Consider the following 15,830-nt stretch of genomic DNA (forward strand, 5'->3'; position numbering starts at 1 on the left):
CCTAATTAAGCATAATTATTGAAATATTTCTACCATAATCAGCATGATTTAAACTTTTTGATCTTCTAGCACTAAAAAATTTATTTTTAGCATCGAATGTATCAACGTCAATTTTTTCTATTTTTTTCACACTAGACTGAAGAATTAATGATTTAACATAACTAGATAAGTTAAAATATAACTTTTCTTTACCCATTTTAAAAAATTTATGATTAGCTTTGTCTTTTCTTATAAATTTTTTATAAAAATCTTTTTGAACTTCATAATTTTTGACTGATATTGATGGACCTATAACTGCTGTAATATTTTTTGTTTTAGACCCTCTCTTAACCATAAATTTAATCACTTTTGATATAATTCCCTTAAAGGCACCTTTCCATCCTGAATGAATTGCAGCTATCATTTTTCTCTGATTGTCAAAAATAAGTATTGGTACACAATCTGCAGTCAAAACTGCAATAGGTAAATTTACTTGGTCAGTAATAATTGCATCAGCCTTAGGTTTTGTTTTTGATTTATACTTTTTGTCAATAAACACCAATTTATTACTATGAATTTGATTAAGTAAAAAAATATTTTTTGAGTTCTTAGAAATTTTTTTCCTTACAATATTTAAATTTTTTTTTACACTTGCACTATTGTCATTTGAACCTGGACCACAATTTAAACTTTTATAAATATTTTTTGATACACCACCGATGCTATTAAAAAAACCATGTTTAATAGCTTTATTTTTTGAAAGCTTTTTAGATTTAATCAATTTGAAAACCTGTTTTAAATTTATTGTTTTTAATTTTAATCAACATTACCTTAAATAACTCTCCCATTTGTTTCTCATCAATTAAACGTCTAATTCTATAAAATAGATCTGTTTTTTGTGAGAAGGCTATATTATTACTTACAATCTCTGCTCTCTGCAAAATTCCCATACTTGTTAAGAATTTTTTTTGATTAGTAATTAGATTATCTAGTTTTTCAAATTGATTAATATAATTAGCATATAAATTAAAATTTAAATTGTATGTAATATCAGAGTCGCCAATATCTTCTAATATGTTTGAAAATTTATGATCTTTTATTGCTTGAATAGTATTTTTTATTTTCAGATCTAAATATCCATAATCAATTATTAAAAGTCCACCATCTCTGTTCTCAATAATTTTACAAATTTTCTCTAGATATTTAAACGCTTCGGGAGAGTATTCAATAACATCTTGGTCCTTTGATATTTCAAATTTAAGTTCTTGCTCTATTGTTTTAATATCAACTTCTTTATCATTGAACTCAGCCTTTTTGTAAGTTTTTAAATTAACATACCTTTCAAACCAATTATTCTTCTTTTTAAAAAATTGCTTTATTGGAAGTGCATCAAAAAATTCGTTTGCAAGATAAATGCAAGGAAATGTGTTATCGATTTCAACTTTATTTACCCAGATTATTTTTTCAGAATTTAAATTTTTTTTTTGTTCATCAATTAAATATGAGCTTTTTTCATGAATCATTAAATTACAGGAGTTAAAACAATCTGGAAAATTCTTTAATGTTTCAGATACAACTTTCATCATCTCTCCATTACCAGCGCCAAGTTCAATTAAGTTAAATTTTTTAGGTGAACCGATGCTTTTCCAAAAAGTTATTACCCATATTGCAATTATTTCTGAAAATAGTCTTGTGATGTTGGGAGACGTAATAAAATCACCTTCTTTTCCAAAGGGATTTTTTTTCATATAATAACCATTTTCTTTATCGTAAAGAGCGTGATTGATAAATTGATCTAGAGGTAAATTAGTCGACTTGTTCATTTTTTTTCAAAAAGAAAATAATTAATCCAATTATCAAAAAGATAAAACTTATTAACTGACCCATAGTTAAATTGAATATTAGGTATCCCAATTGATCATCTGGAACTCTAAAAAATTCAACAATAAATCTAAAGATTGAATAGAAAATTAAAAATAATCCAGAAATTAATCCAGCTTTTTCAAAATTTCCTCTACTTCTAAAATAAACTAAAATTAAAAATAAAATTAAACCTTCTAATAATGCCTCATAAATTTGTGAGGGATGTCGTGGTTGATTATCTATTTGTATGAAAGTAACTGCCCAAGGTAAATTAGTTATAGTTCCATAAAGTTCAGAATTTATAAAATTTGCAATTCTTCCAAAAAATATTCCAATAGGTGCAACTAGAGCAACGACGTCTAAATATAAAAACGGATTTTGATTATTTTTTTTGGCAAACAATATAGTTGCTATAACAATACCAACTACTCCTCCGTGAAAAGACATGCCGCCTTCCCATACTTTTAAAATATTTAATAGATTATTGACATAGAATTCAAAATTATAAAATAATACATATCCAATTCTTCCACCTAAAATAATTCCGATGATTAAGTACGTTATATAATCATCAAAGTTTTTATTTATTTCAGAATTCTTTAAAAATAGTTTTTTTGCTATTAACCATCCAAATAAAATACCAGCAATATAAGCTAGCGAATACCATCTAATTTCTAAAGAAAATATTTCGATTGCAACTGGGTCAAAATTATTGATGAACATTTTAAATTATAACTATATTGTATATCTCAAATATGAAAAATTCTAAATTTATAATTGATAAATTTGCAAAACTACTAGAGCAGGGATTAATAACTTCAAAAGATTTATCATCTGAAATCTTAAATATATTTAAATCAAAGAGAGATGAATTTGTTTTTAAAATGAAACTTACTAGCAAGGATGAGTTTGATATTCTTTCAAAGAGAGTAGAAAATTTAGAAAATAAAATTTCAAAATTAGAAACAAAAAAAAAGAAGAAAACTAGACCGGCAAAAAGATCTTAACTCTTAGTCCATTAAATTTTGATTTTTCCAGCATAATGTTTCCACCATGGGATTTGATAATATCAGAAGCAATTGACAGTCCTAGACCAACACTTGATTTTGAGTCATTTCTGCTTTTGTCCATCTTATAAAAAGGTTTAAATACGTTTTCATACTCTTTTTTGGGTATCCCAGGGCCGTCATCATCAATAATTATAAATAGATTTGTATTTTTTTTGTTTAGGTTTATTTCAACTTTGTTTGCATATTTTAATCCGTTATCAATCAAGTTATTTAAAGATCTATTGATAAGGTTCTTTCTGCCATTAATGTAAATTCTAGGAATTAAATTATGAGAAATGTTTTTATTATTATATTTTTTTATAATTTCCTCTATTAGTTCTGAAAGATTAAACATTTCGTCTTTTTCAACATATGACAAGCTTGTAAATTGCAGATATTCATTAAGCATTTTTTCCATTTCGTTAATATCATCTGTTAACTTATCAACTGCATCTTTATCTTTAAGAAAAGCTAATTGTAGCTTCATTCTTGTTAAAGGAGTTCTTAAATCATGACTAATGCCTGATAACATTTCAGTTCTCTGATTAAGATGTCTTTCAATTCTCTTTCTCATTTTGTCAAATTCATGACCTGCTTGACGTATCTCAAGTGCTCCTGAGGGTTTAAATTCTTCTATGTCTTCTCCTTTTCCAAATCTCTCAGCAGCGCGTGCTAAATTTGTAATTGGTCTTGTTTGGTTTTTTAAAAATATTACTGAAATAATAACCATTATAATTGCAGGAACTGTAATCCACAGTGCAAATATTCTTGCGGAGGTACTAGTGACTCGATCTTTTGGAACTAAAAATTTAAAATATCCATCTTCATATTTTATTCTTAAATCAACTAGTTCTTTATAGTTTGTAGTATTAAACCAGAAGATCTCAGGAGAAAATTTAGATTTCAATTCTCTTCTTAAAGTTCGATCAATTGGACTAAACCATCTTTCTTTATTTTGATCACTTAATTTTTCATTAACAACTAATTCAATATTTAAATCTAGAAATAATGAAAATAAGTTTGTCACTTCTTGTTTATCATTTTCCTCATTTCGATAAGCTTCTACAAAAGCACTAATTTCATTTACCAGAGTTCTGGTCATACCTTTATTTGTTTTAATCCATAAACTATCAAAAAAAACAATAGTGATTATTAATTGGATAGTAATTACAGGGACAGCAACAATTAAAAGTGCTCTATAAAATAATCTTTTTGGTAAAACTTTTTTTAAATAATTACTCAATCCAGAGAACATATCCTGCACCTCTAATTGTTTGCAAAAACTTAGGACTTTTTTGATCTATTTCAATTTTTTTTCTCAATCTAGTAATAATAACATCGATAGATCTTTCTTTATCTAGATTAATCAATTTTCCTATATCTTCTCTTGAAAATGTTTTTCCAGGACTATTAATCATTTTTTCTAAAATTGTCTTTTCAGTATTATTAATTTTAAATTCTTTTTCATCTCTAATAATTAAAAGTTTATTTAAGTCGATTTTGACATTTTCAAATTCAATAATTCTTTTTTGCTCAGTTTTTTGTGTTTTATCTAAGATGTTTTTTATTCTTAGAATTAATTCTTTAGGTTCAAATGGTTTGGGTAAATAATCATCTGCACCAACTTCAAGACCTTCTATTCTTTCCTTAGCCTCTCCTTTAGCGGTAAGAAGTATTATCGGAGTATCTAGATTTTTTTTGTTTTCTTCTATAAATTCTAATCCATTCTTTCCAGGCATCATTATATCGAGCACAATTAAATCAAACTTTATTATTTTTATTTTCTCTGAGGCATCTTCAGCACTGTCAGCTGTAGTTACTAAATAATTATTTTCGTTTAAAAATTTTTTGACCAACGATCTAATACCATCGTCGTCATCAACTACTAAAATATGAGCTAAAAAATTATCCATTAATTATTTTATTTAATACATTGTCAAAATTAACAACTTCTTCTGAAGTTGAATTTAAAAGAGCAGAATAAATTCTTTTTTTTTGTAAATTAAAAATTTCTTCAAATATTTTCTTTCCTTTTTCGTTTAAAAACACATGTTTAACCCTTGTATCCTGATCATTCTTCTTAAATATGACGATGTCTAACTTTATTAAATCTTTTAAAACTCTGTTAAGGCTCTGCTTAGTTACTTTTAATTTTTTAAGAAGATCTGAGATAGAGATACCTTCGTAAGATGAAATTAGGTGAATAACCTTATGGTGGGCCACACCAATTGAATATTTATCTAAAATTTTTTTAGAGTCAGAAAATGTCTCTCTGTAACTAACAAATAATTTTTCAATTAAACCCTTAAGTTGATCGTCTTTAAGATATAAAAGTTCTTTCATAATGGGTAAGTTATATTGACATATCAAAGATACAAAGATATTTTTCACTGATATTTTAAAATATTTTCACTAATGATACCGTACGATAAAAGATCTGGAAAAATTTGGTACAACGATGAAATTGTTGATTGGGGAGATGTAAAACTCCATGTGTTAAGTCATGGTTTACATTATGCGAGTTGTGTTTTTGAAGGTGAAAGAGTTTATGATGGTTCTATTTTTAAATTAGAGGAACATACCTCAAGATTTTTTCATTCCGCTAGAAGAATGGGTTTTGAAATTCCTTATACTGAAGAGCAAATAAATACCGCTTCAAATAAAATTATTGCAACTCAAAATATAGAAAACGGATATGTAAGACCGGTAGCTTGGCGAGGCACTGAAATGATGGCTATCTCAGCACAACAAACAAAAATTCATGTTGCGATTGCAACTTGGGAGTGGGGATCTTACTTTGATCCAAAACTAAAAGTTGAAGGTATTAAATTAAATATTTCAAACTGGAGAAGACCAGCTCCTAATACTATACCTTGGGATACTAAAGCATCAGGTTTGTATATGATTTGCACATTATCAAAACATGAAGCTGAAAAACAAGGTTACACAGATTCTTTAATGTTGGATCACGAAGGAAATATTGCTGAAGCAACAGGGGCCAATGTATTTTTTAAAGATAATAATGGAGAAATTCACACACCAATCCCAGATTCATTCTTAGATGGAATTACAAGAAGAACTGTAATTGGAATTGCAAAATCAAAAAATATAAAAGTACATGAAAGAAAAATTAGTCCAACAGAACTTCCTAACTTTGTAGGGTGCTTTTTAACAGGAACTGCTGCTGAAGTTACACCTGTATCTTGTATAGCAGAAAATCAATTCAAAGTTTGCGAAACTATTATTGATCTTAATGAAAGCTATCAAGCACTGGTAAGAAAGAAAAAAGCAGCTTAATCTTTGTTATCTTCTGATATTGCGTGATCAATACCCTTTCGTAAATAATCATAACCTGTAAATAAAGTAAGCGCAGCTGATAACCATAAAAGAATAATCCCAATAGTTTGAGCATTATAATTTTCAAAGTTGATTATTTTATTTCCAGTATCTCCTGAAAGCAGTAGACCAATAGCAACCATTTGTAACACTGTTTTGAGTTTAGCAAGATTTGAAACTGGAAGTTTAATCTGACCTTTTGCTAAAAATTCTCGTAATCCTGAAATTAAAATTTCTCTAGTTAAGATTATTATGGCTGCAATAACTTCGTAATTTCTGATTGTTCCATCCATCACCAATAAAATTAGAGCTGTAGCGACTATAATTTTATCTGCAATAGGATCTAGTAGTTCTCCCAATTTAGATTCTTGGCCTAACATTCTAGCTAACATGCCATCTAAGAAATCTGTAAATGAAGCAATTATAAATAAAATTAAAGCAGTTAAATCACCATAAAAACCTGGAAGATAAAATGCTAAAACAAAGAAGGGTACAATTATTATTCTCCCTATTGTCAGAATATTTGGAATTTTTTTTAACATAATTATTCGTGAAAGAAGTTATATATCTTTTTTGCTACTTTTTCTTCAACACCTTCAACAGATTTAATTTCATCCAAACTAGCAGACTCAACAGATCTCGCTGACCCAAAATGGTTTAGTAGCGCTCTTTTTCTAATTGCTCCAATACCTTCAATTTGGTCCAATAAAGATTTACTAATTCCTTTTTTTCTCTTTGCTCTGTGGGCACTGATTGCAAATCTGTGTGATTCATCTCTTATCCTTTGAAGGAAGAATAGAGTAGGATCATTTTTTGAGAATTTATATTCTTTTCCATTGTGAAAAAATGTTTCATTTCCACTATTACGAAATTTACCCTTTGCTATTGCAATAATTGGAATGTCGTGAAGCCCCAATTCATTTAAACTTTCTCTAGCTACTGAATATTGTCCTTTTCCTCCATCTACTAATACTAAATCAGGAAAAGTGAGATAATTATCTTTTTCTTGAACAGCACGTTTAAATCTTCTGTTTAATACTTCTCTCATCATCCCATAATCATCTTGCTCATTTTTTTTGTGCTTGATATTGAACTTTCGATATCTTTTTTTAATAAATCCCTCATCACCATAAGCAATTAATGCGCCAACACTATTGGTACCTTGGATATGGCTGTTATCATAAACCTCAATTAAATTTATATTTGTTTCAAGATTGAATTTTTTTGCAACTTCATCAAAAAGTTCTCGATTATTCTGACTTTCATAAAGTTTTCTATTCAAACTGTCTTTTGCATTTTTTATTGCTTGATTAATTACTTTTAGTTTTGAACCTTTTTTAGCAACACTAATGTTAATTTGTTTTCCCTCTTTTTGAGTTAAAGTTTTTTCAATTAAGACTTTTTCTTTTATTTCCTCAGACAAAATTATTGCAGAAGGCACACTTTTATTTTCATAAAATTGTGAAACAAATGAATTTAAAATATCTCCTAATTTTTCATCTGGGTCATGTTTTGGAAAAAAAGCTTGGTTACCCCAATTTTGCTTTGAACGATAAAAAAATACTTGAATACAAGTTTTTCCAGACTCTTTGTATCCAGCTATAACATCTGCCTCTACTAAGTTTGCCTCATTAATTCTTTGAGAAGATTGAATAATATTTAAAGCTTTAATTCTATCTCTTAAAATTACTGCTTTTTCAAAATCTAATTCTTCACTTGCTCTTTCCATTTGACTGGAGAGATTTTTTTGAATTTTCCTTGATTTCCCTGACACAAACTCAATGGCATCATCAACTGTTTGTTGATAATCATTTTTTTCAACATAACCAACACATGGTCCAGAACATCTTTTTATTTGATAAAGGATACAAGGTCTTTCTCTATTTTTAAAAACAGTATCGTCACAAACTCTTAGATGAAAAATTTTTTGGATCATCTTAATTGTCCAGTTAGCTGAACCAGCTGACGCAAAAGGTCCGAAATAAAATCCTTCTTTTGTCTTTTTTCCCCTATGTCTTTTGATTTGTGGCCATTTATCCTTGTTACCAATAAAGATGAATGGAAAAGACTTATCATCCCTTAATAAAATATTGAACTTTGGTTTAAATTTTTTAATTAGGTTTGCTTCTAGAAGTAGTGCTTCACTTTCATTTGAAGTAGTTGTTATCTCTAATTTTCTAGTTTGAGACAACATTCTCTCTGTTCTTATTATATGATTTTTTTCAGATACATAACTTTTAAGTCTATTAGGAAGATTTTTTGCTTTTCCCACATAAAGGATTTCATTTTTTTCATTTAGCATCCTGTAGACACCAGGAAGTTTTGGGACCAGTGAGAGCTCTTTTTTAATTACCTCTTTTCCTATTTCAGAGCTTATCATGACTTCTTTTTTTGGTAATTTGAATACCAACAGATGAACATTGTTTAAGAATTTCTAATTTTTCAATTTTCAACATTATTTTAGCAATCCTTTTATCTTTGAATAATTCATCAAATACAGCTTCAGCTAATGTTTCAAGAAAATTGTAATGTTTTTTTTTAACAAGTTTTGTGATCAATTTTACAATTGTTCCATAATTAACAATCGATTTTATATCTTTGTCACTTGATGGCTTTTTATCCTCGTAATCAATTTCTAGGCTAAATTTAACTTTTTGAGGCTTTTTCTTTTCAAAGTCATAATAGCCAAGTTTTAAATTTAAAATTAGTTCATTAATTAGAATTTTCTTTTCGTAATTAAAAAGACTTTTGTTTTTATCTATTTTTACAATCTTAAAATTACTTCTTTTCATTCTTTGCCCATTATATCTGGTGTTTGCCAATTTAAATTTTGCCCACTATCTATTGCTAAAACTTGACCTGTAATAGATATATTTTTTATAAAAAAGTCAACAGCATTACATATTTGTTCAACATCAACTTGTCTTTTTAGCGGGGTTGCTAAATACTGTTTTCTAAAATGTTTTTCAGATTGTCTTTGATTTTTAATAGTTGGGCCAGGTGCAATACCGTTTACTCTAATCTTTGGAGCTAAACTCATAGCGCTAGTTTTAGTTAAAGTATAAAGTCCAGTTTTACTAATTGTGTACGAAAAAAAATATGGAGTTAGCTTAAATACTCTTTGATCAATTATATTAATTATATTGTTATTTGTTCCTTTAACATTTTTTGCAAATTCTTTTGATAGTAATGCAGGTGTTCTTAAATTCGTCCTTAAATGTTGCCCCCAACTATCTGTTGTAAAGTTTTCTAATTTATCATTTTCAAATAAAGAGGCATTATTAATGAGACAATCAAAGTATTTAAGTTTTGATTTTGCATATTTTACAATTTTATTTACATCATTTTCTTTACTCAAATCACCTTTAACCAAGTAAACTTTAGTACCATTATTTGATAGTTCTTTTTTTAACTTCTCAGCTTTTAATTTTGATTTATTGAAATGAATTAAAATTTCTTTATTGGGACCAGATAATTTTTTTGCAATTGCAGCACCAATTCTTGTTGCACCACCAGTTATAATTATTTTCCGTGCTTCCATTTTTTATCTCTTTTTTTTGTAACTTTTGTTCCAGGCATCCCCATTGTTGATCGACCTTTTGGATAAAGTTTATTTTTTACATCATACTGCCTTATTTTTGGATTTAATGTAATTTCTAATTCACTGCTTTCTAATTTTCTTATTTCATCTCTAATTTTAGCAGCTTCTTCAAATTCAAGATTAGATGCAGCTTCTTTCATCTTTTTATCTAGTGCTTTAAGATGTTTCTTTAAGTTGCCACCAACATTAGAACCTTCACTTATTTTTACATAATCTTTTTCATAAACACTCTCTAAAATGTCACTTATTTCTTTTTTAACTGATGTAGCGCTAATTTTATGTTTTTTATTGTACGCTAATTGAATATTTCTTCTTCTATCTGTTTCAGCAATTGCCTTTTTTATACTTTTAGTTTCTTTATCAGCATACAAAATAACTTTTCCATCTACGTTTCTTGCAGCTCTTCCTATTGTTTGAATAAGTGATGTTTCTGATCTTAAAAATCCTTCTTTATCTGCGTCTAAAATTCCAACTAATGCGCATTCAGGTATATCAAGACCTTCTCTTAGTAAGTTAATACCAACTAAAACATCGAATACACCCATCCGCAAATCTCTCATTATTTCAATTCTCTCCAAAGTATCGATATCTGAATGAAGATATCTAACTTTAATTCCATTTTCATGTAGATATTCAGTTAAGTCTTCTGCCATTTTCTTGGTTAGAGTTGTGACTAAAACACGATGATTGTTTTCAATCACTCTTTTGCATTCATGCATCAAATCATCTACCTGATTTTTTGCAGGTCTAATTTCAACTACAGGATCAATTAGTCCAGTTGGTCTGATAACTTGATCAATAAATTTACCTTTTGTTTGCTCTAGTTCCCATGGTCCTGGTGTTGCAGATACAAATACAGTTTGAGTTCTCATTAAATCCCACTCTTCAAACTTTAATGGTCTATTATCCATACACGATGGTAGTCTAAATCCATATTCTGCAAGAGTACTTTTTCTTGATCTATCTCCTTTGTACATTCCATTTAGTTGTGGAACAGTTACATGGCATTCATCAACAAATATTAAAGTGTTATCAGGGAAATATTCAAATAGGGTAGGAGGGGGTTCTCCTGGTTTTCTTCCAGATAAAAATCTTGAATAGTTTTCAATCCCCGCACAAGAACCAGTTGCTTCAATCATTTCTAAATCAAACTTCGTTCTTTCTTCTAACCTTTGAGCCTCTAATAATTTATTTTCAGCTCGATGTTTTTTTAAAGTTATTTCTAATTCTTTTTTAATATTAATAACTGCCTGTTCGATTGTAGGTTTAGGAGTTATGTAATGACTATTCGCATAGACTTTTACTAAACTTAGTTCTCTAACTTTATCTCCAGTTAAAGGATCAAACTCTTCAATTTGCTCTAATTTATCTCCAAATAGACAAAGCCTCCAAGCTCTATCTTCTAGGTGGGAAGGAAATATTTCTAAATATTCTCCTCTTGCTCTAAATGTTCCTCTATAAAAATTTTGATCATTTCTTTTGTATTGTAAAGCAACTAAAGATTTAATTATTTCTTCTCTGTTGTAATCATAATTTTTTTGAAGAGTTAGTGTCATTTTACTGTACGCTTCAACAGAACCTAATCCATAAATACATGAAACACTTGCTACAATTAAAACATCATCTCTTTCTAAAAGAGATCTGGTTGCTGAGTGTCTCATTCGATCAATTTGTTCATTAATTGATGCCTCTTTTTCTATGTAAGTGTCAGATCTTGGCACGTACGCTTCTGGAGTGTAATAGTCATAATAAGAAACAAAGTATTCAACTGCATTATCTGGGAAAAATGTTTTCATTTCTCCATAGAGTTGTGCTGCTAGCGTTTTATTTGGAGCAAGTATCAATGCAGGTCTATTAGTGGCCTCGATAACTTTTGCCATTGTAAAAGTTTTTCCAGATCCTGTAACTCCAAGTAATACTTGATTAAATTGATCTTTATTTGCACCATTTACTAATTTTTTAATAGCTTCTGGTTGATCACCTGCAGGTTTAAAATCAGATTTAATTTTGAATTTTTTTCCACCTTCGAGTTTTCCACCAATTTTTGGATTTTTACTCTGAATATCTGTAATTAAATCTTGATAAGTATTTTCCATATATTAAACAGCGTATTAGAATTTATTTATATTTCAATGAGCATAATATCAGACAGTTTAAAACGAATTAAACCATCACCAACTATTGCAGTTACTCAAAAAGCAAGAGAACTTAGAGCTGCAGGAAAAGATGTAATTGGACTTGGGGCTGGAGAACCAGATTTCGATACACCAGATAATATTAAAAATGCTGCAATTAAAGCTATCAAAAGTGGAGACACAAAATATACAGCAGTAGATGGAACACCTGCTTTAAAAAAAGCAATCGTAGATAAGTTTAAAAGAGAAAATAAAATTAATTACACCACAGATCAAATCACTGTTGGAACTGGTGGAAAACAAGTTCTTTATAATGCTTTCATGGCAACTTTGAATAAAGGTGATGAAGTAATTATTCCTGCACCTTTCTGGGTTTCTTATCCTGATATGGTTTTATTAGCGGGCGGTAAACCAAAGATAGTAAAGTGTACAGAAGAAGAAGGATTTAAACTAACGCCAAGTAAATTAAAAAAAGCTATTACTAAAAAAACAAAATGGGTGATTTTAAATTCACCTTCAAATCCAACTGGAGCAGGTTATTCAAAAAAAGAAATTGAAGATTTAGCTAAAGTTTTAATTAAAAATAAAAAAGTTCATATTTTAAGTGACGATATCTATGAACATATAGCATATGATAATTTTAATTTTTATACTATTGCTCAAAATTCAAAATTGAAAGATAGAACTTTGACAATGAATGGCGTTAGTAAATCTTATGCAATGACAGGTTGGAGAATAGGGTATGCCGCTGGACCAAAAGATATAATTAAAGCAATTGGTAAAATTCAATCTCAATCTACATCAAACCCATCATCAATCAGTCAAGCTGCTGCAGTTGAAGCTTTAAATGGAAACCAAGGTTTCATAAAAAAGAGATCTAAAGCTTTTAAAGAAAGAAGAGATTTTGTAGTTAAAAGTTTAAACAGCATTAAAGGTATAAATTGTTTAACCCCTAATGGGGCATTTTATGTATTTCCAAGTTGTAAGGGATTGTTAAATAAAAAAACTAAATTGAAAACTGACACCGAGTTTGTTCAAAAACTACTTGAGCAATCTAATGTTGCAGTTGTTCAAGGATCTGCATTTGGTTTAGATGGATACTTTAGAATTTCTTATGCTACTTCAATGCAAAATTTGAAGAAAGCAATGGATAGAATAAAATCCTTTTGTGAAAGCCTTTCTTAATAAGTGAAAACAGCATTACTATTTGGTGCAACTGGATTAGTTGGTGGACATGTTTTAAATCAACTTATTCAGAATAATAATTACTCTAAAATTAAAATATTTGTCCGTTCCTCAATTCAAATAAACAACTCAAAAATTGAAATAATTCAAACTGATTTTAATAATTTAGAAAAACACAAAGAAGAAATTGAGGGAGATGAATGTTTTTTCTGTATTGGGACAACAAAAAAAAATTCTCCTGATAAAAATGAATATCAAAGAATTGAATTAGATATACCAAAACAAGTAGCCCAAATTACAAAATCTAACAATGTTAAATCTTATTTTTTTGTATCTTCAGGATATGCAAATTCCAAAAGTTCAGGAGATTATTTAAAATATAAGGGCCTTGTAGAGGAAGAGATCTTAGGTTTAGGTTTTTCTAAAATAGGAATTATGAGACCCTCATTTATATTAGGTAACAGAAAAGAATTTAGATTGGGAGAGAAAATAGGAATAATTATTTTTAAGCTTCTAAACCCTTTATTTGTTGGACCATTAAAGAAAATGAGATCAATTCATTCAGAAACAATTGCAAAAGCTATGATTAAACTTGCGAATAATAATATTGATCAAAAAATCTTTGAGTCAGATCAAATTTCAGATTTAGTAAAATAAACTTTATACTAAACCTAATCTAACTACAGATTTTCCTGCATCAACCAAAGCACCACTTGCTGGTTTAAACTCAAAACCAATTAATTCTTCAGCATATTTTGTCTCTGGTTTCATCTCTAGTTCAAGATCAGGTATCATAGTTTTTGCGCTCGAGTCCAACATGCTAATAATCTTAACCATAAAATTTGGTAAAGTTTTTTTAGGTAGTTTTTTTGCATACTCTGGTAATGCTTCAGCTAAAATTTTTGATGTTTCAAGTAGTGTTTTAACTTCTTTACCAATAATTAATCTTCTGCCACCAACTTTTGAGTTTCCCAAGCAAGCCACATGAGATTTTGCAACATCTTTAATATCGGATATTAATATTCCCCATTTAGGAGTTGCTGGAAACTTACCTTTTAAAAATTGTTTTACATATTCAATCGAGGTTCCACCTTTAGTATCCAAAGCATCTCCAAATACACCACCAGGATTTATACAAGTTAGTTTATTTTTAATTCCATTACTTTCCATTAATTCCCAAGCTGCTTTTTCAGCGACTGTTTTTGATAGAAAATAATCATTAACTCCTTCAACCCAATTTTCATCAGTCCAATCATTTTCACTAAATGAATAAGGATTTGATCTATTTGGCTTTCTAAACATTGCTGCTATCGAAGATGTAACCACAAATTGCTCTGCATTTGCTTTGATGCCAGCGTTTAAAACTCTTAAAGTTCCATCTTTTGCAACTGGAATTAAATTTTCTCTATTTTTTGAAACCTTCATTGGAAAAGGTGAAGCCATATGAATTATATATTTACATCCCTTCGCAGCTTCTTCCCAACCTTCATCATTTAAAAGATCGAGTTTTGTAAAAGATAACTTATCTATCGAAGCATATTTACTAATTGTTTCTTTTGTTTGAGAAATTACATCATTATTTCTAACAGTGCCCAAAACCTCGTAACCTGAATTTAATAATTCTATTGCAGTATGTTTTGCTATCCATCCACTTATTCCAGTTAATAGCACTTTATCAGTCATAACATTTCTCCATTTAACTTATTATTAATTGCAATCTCAAACTAATGAGATAAGAATTTTTCTGCTTCTAATGCAGCCATACATCCCATACCAGCTGCTGTAACTGCTTGTCGAAAAGTTTTATCTTTAACATCACCTGCAGCATAAACTCCAGGAATGTTTGTTTCAGTAGAATCTGGTTTAGTAATCAGGTAACCTTCTTTATCCATTTCTAATTGATCTTTAAATAGTTGTGTTGCTGGATCGTGACCAATAGCAATAAATAACCCATCTAATTTTATTTCTTCTGTTTTTTCTGTTTTTAAGTTTTTAATTTTTATACCCTTAACATTTTTAGGTTCACTATCACCCAAAACATCTTCAACAACAGAGTCCCAAACAATTTCAATTTTTTTATTTTCCATCAATTTCTTTTGAAGCATCTTTTCTGCTCTCAAACTATCTCGTCTATGAATTAATTTTACTTTTGATGCAAATTTTGTAAGAAACATTGCTTCTTCTACTGCAGCGTTACCACCTCCAACCACAGCAACTTCTTTATCTTTAAAAAAGAAACCATCACATGTAGCACATGCTGAAACTCCAAATCCTCTAAATTCTTGTTCAGATTTAATGTTTAACCATCTTGCTTGTGCACCAGTTGAAATAATTATGCTGTCTGCAGTATATTTTTGCCCACTATCACCAACAGCTTCAAATGGTGTAGATTTTAAATTTACTAATCCGATATGATCTTCTATCATTTCTGTTCCAACAGCTTTTGCTTGATCTCGCATTTGATCCATTAACCACGGTCCTTGAATTACTTCAGCAAAGCCTGGAAAATTTTCTACATCAGTTGTCGTTGTTAATTGTCCACCAGGTTGAGCTCCGTGAACAAGAATAGGATTTAACATTGCTCGTGCAGCATAAACAGCTGCTGTGTATCCGGCAGGACCGGATCCAATTATTAACACTTTTGTGTGTTTAGTTGGATTTTGACTCATATGAAAGCTATAT

General features: G+C 29.1%; 17 protein-coding genes. 4 read left to right on the forward strand and 13 right to left on the reverse strand.

The annotated features are described in order from the left end of the window. Nucleotide 1: 1 nt before the first annotated feature. Genes pgeF through lgt form a run of 3 tightly spaced genes read right to left on the reverse strand, consistent with a single transcriptional unit; the run spans nucleotide 2 to nucleotide 2,565 of the window. Nucleotides 2-760 carry a peptidoglycan editing factor PgeF gene (pgeF, locus tag ACTTBO_RS02350; protein WP_440656160.1) on the reverse strand — a complete coding sequence of 253 codons (759 nt, stop codon included), beginning with the start codon at nucleotides 758-760 and terminating at the stop codon, nucleotides 2-4. Next, the gene (locus ACTTBO_RS02355) at nucleotides 753-1,802 is read right to left on the reverse strand and encodes an SAM-dependent methyltransferase (RefSeq protein ID WP_440656162.1); all 1,050 of its coding nucleotides are present in this window, start codon (nucleotides 1,800-1,802) and stop codon (nucleotides 753-755) included. Before ACTTBO_RS02355 ends, pgeF begins: the two co-directional genes overlap by 8 nt. Beyond that, nucleotides 1,786-2,565: a prolipoprotein diacylglyceryl transferase gene (lgt, locus tag ACTTBO_RS02360; protein WP_440656163.1), complete on the reverse strand. Its 780-nt coding sequence runs from the start codon at nucleotides 2,563-2,565 to the stop codon at nucleotides 1,786-1,788. The genes ACTTBO_RS02355 and lgt overlap by 17 nt, the downstream gene beginning before the upstream one ends. 32 nt (nucleotides 2,566-2,597) lie before the next feature. On the opposite strand from lgt, the gene ACTTBO_RS02365 reads away from it, so the two are divergent. Further along, nucleotides 2,598-2,849: a hypothetical protein gene (locus ACTTBO_RS02365; protein ID WP_440656164.1), complete on the forward strand. Its 252-nt coding sequence runs from the start codon at nucleotides 2,598-2,600 to the stop codon at nucleotides 2,847-2,849. On the opposite strand, the gene ACTTBO_RS02370 is transcribed toward ACTTBO_RS02365, so the two are convergent. From ACTTBO_RS02370 to ACTTBO_RS02380, 3 genes are read right to left on the reverse strand one after another with little or no spacing between them, the layout of a single operon-like run. Continuing rightward, the gene (locus ACTTBO_RS02370) at nucleotides 2,827-4,146 is read right to left on the reverse strand and encodes an ATP-binding protein (protein WP_440656166.1); all 1,320 of its coding nucleotides are present in this window, start codon (nucleotides 4,144-4,146) and stop codon (nucleotides 2,827-2,829) included. The two genes, ACTTBO_RS02365 and ACTTBO_RS02370, sit on opposite strands and share 23 nt — an antisense overlap. Then, the gene (locus ACTTBO_RS02375; RefSeq protein ID WP_440656167.1) at nucleotides 4,127-4,804 is read right to left on the reverse strand and encodes a response regulator; all 678 of its coding nucleotides are present in this window, start codon (nucleotides 4,802-4,804) and stop codon (nucleotides 4,127-4,129) included. The genes ACTTBO_RS02370 and ACTTBO_RS02375 overlap by 20 nt, the downstream gene beginning before the upstream one ends. Then, complete coding sequence (locus tag ACTTBO_RS02380; RefSeq protein ID WP_428080895.1) at nucleotides 4,797-5,234, reverse strand: MarR family winged helix-turn-helix transcriptional regulator; 438 nt, start codon at nucleotides 5,232-5,234, stop codon at nucleotides 4,797-4,799. The genes ACTTBO_RS02375 and ACTTBO_RS02380 overlap by 8 nt, the downstream gene beginning before the upstream one ends. A 72-nt stretch (nucleotides 5,235-5,306) precedes the next feature. On the opposite strand from ACTTBO_RS02380, the gene ACTTBO_RS02385 reads away from it, so the two are divergent. Further along, nucleotides 5,307-6,188 (forward strand): branched-chain amino acid aminotransferase, encoded by an 882-nt coding sequence (locus ACTTBO_RS02385; protein ID WP_440656169.1) that lies wholly within the window; start codon nucleotides 5,307-5,309, stop codon nucleotides 6,186-6,188. On the opposite strand, the gene pgsA is transcribed toward ACTTBO_RS02385, so the two are convergent. The 5 genes from pgsA to uvrB are packed head-to-tail and all read right to left on the reverse strand — an operon-like array spanning nucleotide 6,185 to nucleotide 11,924. Beyond that, on the reverse strand, nucleotides 6,185-6,769 hold the full coding sequence (pgsA, locus tag ACTTBO_RS02390; protein WP_440613807.1) for a CDP-diacylglycerol--glycerol-3-phosphate 3-phosphatidyltransferase: 585 nt from the start codon (nucleotides 6,767-6,769) through the stop codon (nucleotides 6,185-6,187). The genes ACTTBO_RS02385 and pgsA overlap by 4 nt on opposite strands. A 2-nt stretch (nucleotides 6,770-6,771) precedes the next feature. Beyond that, nucleotides 6,772-8,607, reverse strand: a complete 1,836-nt coding sequence (gene uvrC / locus ACTTBO_RS02395; protein ID WP_440654788.1) for an excinuclease ABC subunit UvrC — start codon at nucleotides 8,605-8,607, stop codon at nucleotides 6,772-6,774. Then, the gene (locus tag ACTTBO_RS02400) at nucleotides 8,594-9,019 is read right to left on the reverse strand and encodes a dihydroneopterin aldolase (protein ID WP_440656171.1); all 426 of its coding nucleotides are present in this window, start codon (nucleotides 9,017-9,019) and stop codon (nucleotides 8,594-8,596) included. The genes uvrC and ACTTBO_RS02400 overlap by 14 nt, the downstream gene beginning before the upstream one ends. Continuing rightward, nucleotides 9,016-9,768, reverse strand: a complete 753-nt coding sequence (locus ACTTBO_RS02405; protein ID WP_440647058.1) for an SDR family oxidoreductase — start codon at nucleotides 9,766-9,768, stop codon at nucleotides 9,016-9,018. Before ACTTBO_RS02405 ends, ACTTBO_RS02400 begins: the two co-directional genes overlap by 4 nt. Further along, nucleotides 9,750-11,924, reverse strand: a complete 2,175-nt coding sequence (gene uvrB, locus ACTTBO_RS02410) for an excinuclease ABC subunit UvrB (RefSeq protein WP_440656172.1) — start codon at nucleotides 11,922-11,924, stop codon at nucleotides 9,750-9,752. Before uvrB ends, ACTTBO_RS02405 begins: the two co-directional genes overlap by 19 nt. A 36-nt stretch (nucleotides 11,925-11,960) precedes the next feature. On the opposite strand from uvrB, the gene ACTTBO_RS02415 reads away from it, so the two are divergent. Both ACTTBO_RS02415 and ACTTBO_RS02420 read left to right on the forward strand, forming a co-directional pair. Then, nucleotides 11,961-13,148: a pyridoxal phosphate-dependent aminotransferase gene (locus ACTTBO_RS02415; RefSeq protein ID WP_440647062.1), complete on the forward strand. Its 1,188-nt coding sequence runs from the start codon at nucleotides 11,961-11,963 to the stop codon at nucleotides 13,146-13,148. 3 nt (nucleotides 13,149-13,151) lie between these two features. Continuing rightward, a complete protein-coding gene (locus tag ACTTBO_RS02420; protein ID WP_440656174.1) occupies nucleotides 13,152-13,805 on the forward strand; it encodes an NAD(P)H-binding protein in 654 nt (217 codons plus the stop codon). Nucleotides 13,806-13,808: 3 nt separating this feature from the next. Here ACTTBO_RS02420 and ACTTBO_RS02425 read toward each other — a convergent pair whose 3' ends face one another. Together ACTTBO_RS02425 and trxB are read right to left on the reverse strand one after the other, a co-directional pair. After that, a complete protein-coding gene (locus ACTTBO_RS02425) occupies nucleotides 13,809-14,831 on the reverse strand; it encodes an NAD-dependent epimerase/dehydratase family protein (protein WP_440656176.1) in 1,023 nt (340 codons plus the stop codon). A 41-nt stretch (nucleotides 14,832-14,872) separates the two neighbouring features. Continuing rightward, nucleotides 14,873-15,817: a thioredoxin-disulfide reductase gene (gene trxB, locus ACTTBO_RS02430; protein WP_440656178.1), complete on the reverse strand. Its 945-nt coding sequence runs from the start codon at nucleotides 15,815-15,817 to the stop codon at nucleotides 14,873-14,875. Nucleotides 15,818-15,830 lie beyond the last annotated feature (13 nt).

The sequence above is a fragment of the Candidatus Pelagibacter sp. HIMB1509 genome, from assembly GCF_052047855.1.
Lineage (GTDB): Bacteria > Pseudomonadota > Alphaproteobacteria > Pelagibacterales > Pelagibacteraceae > Pelagibacter.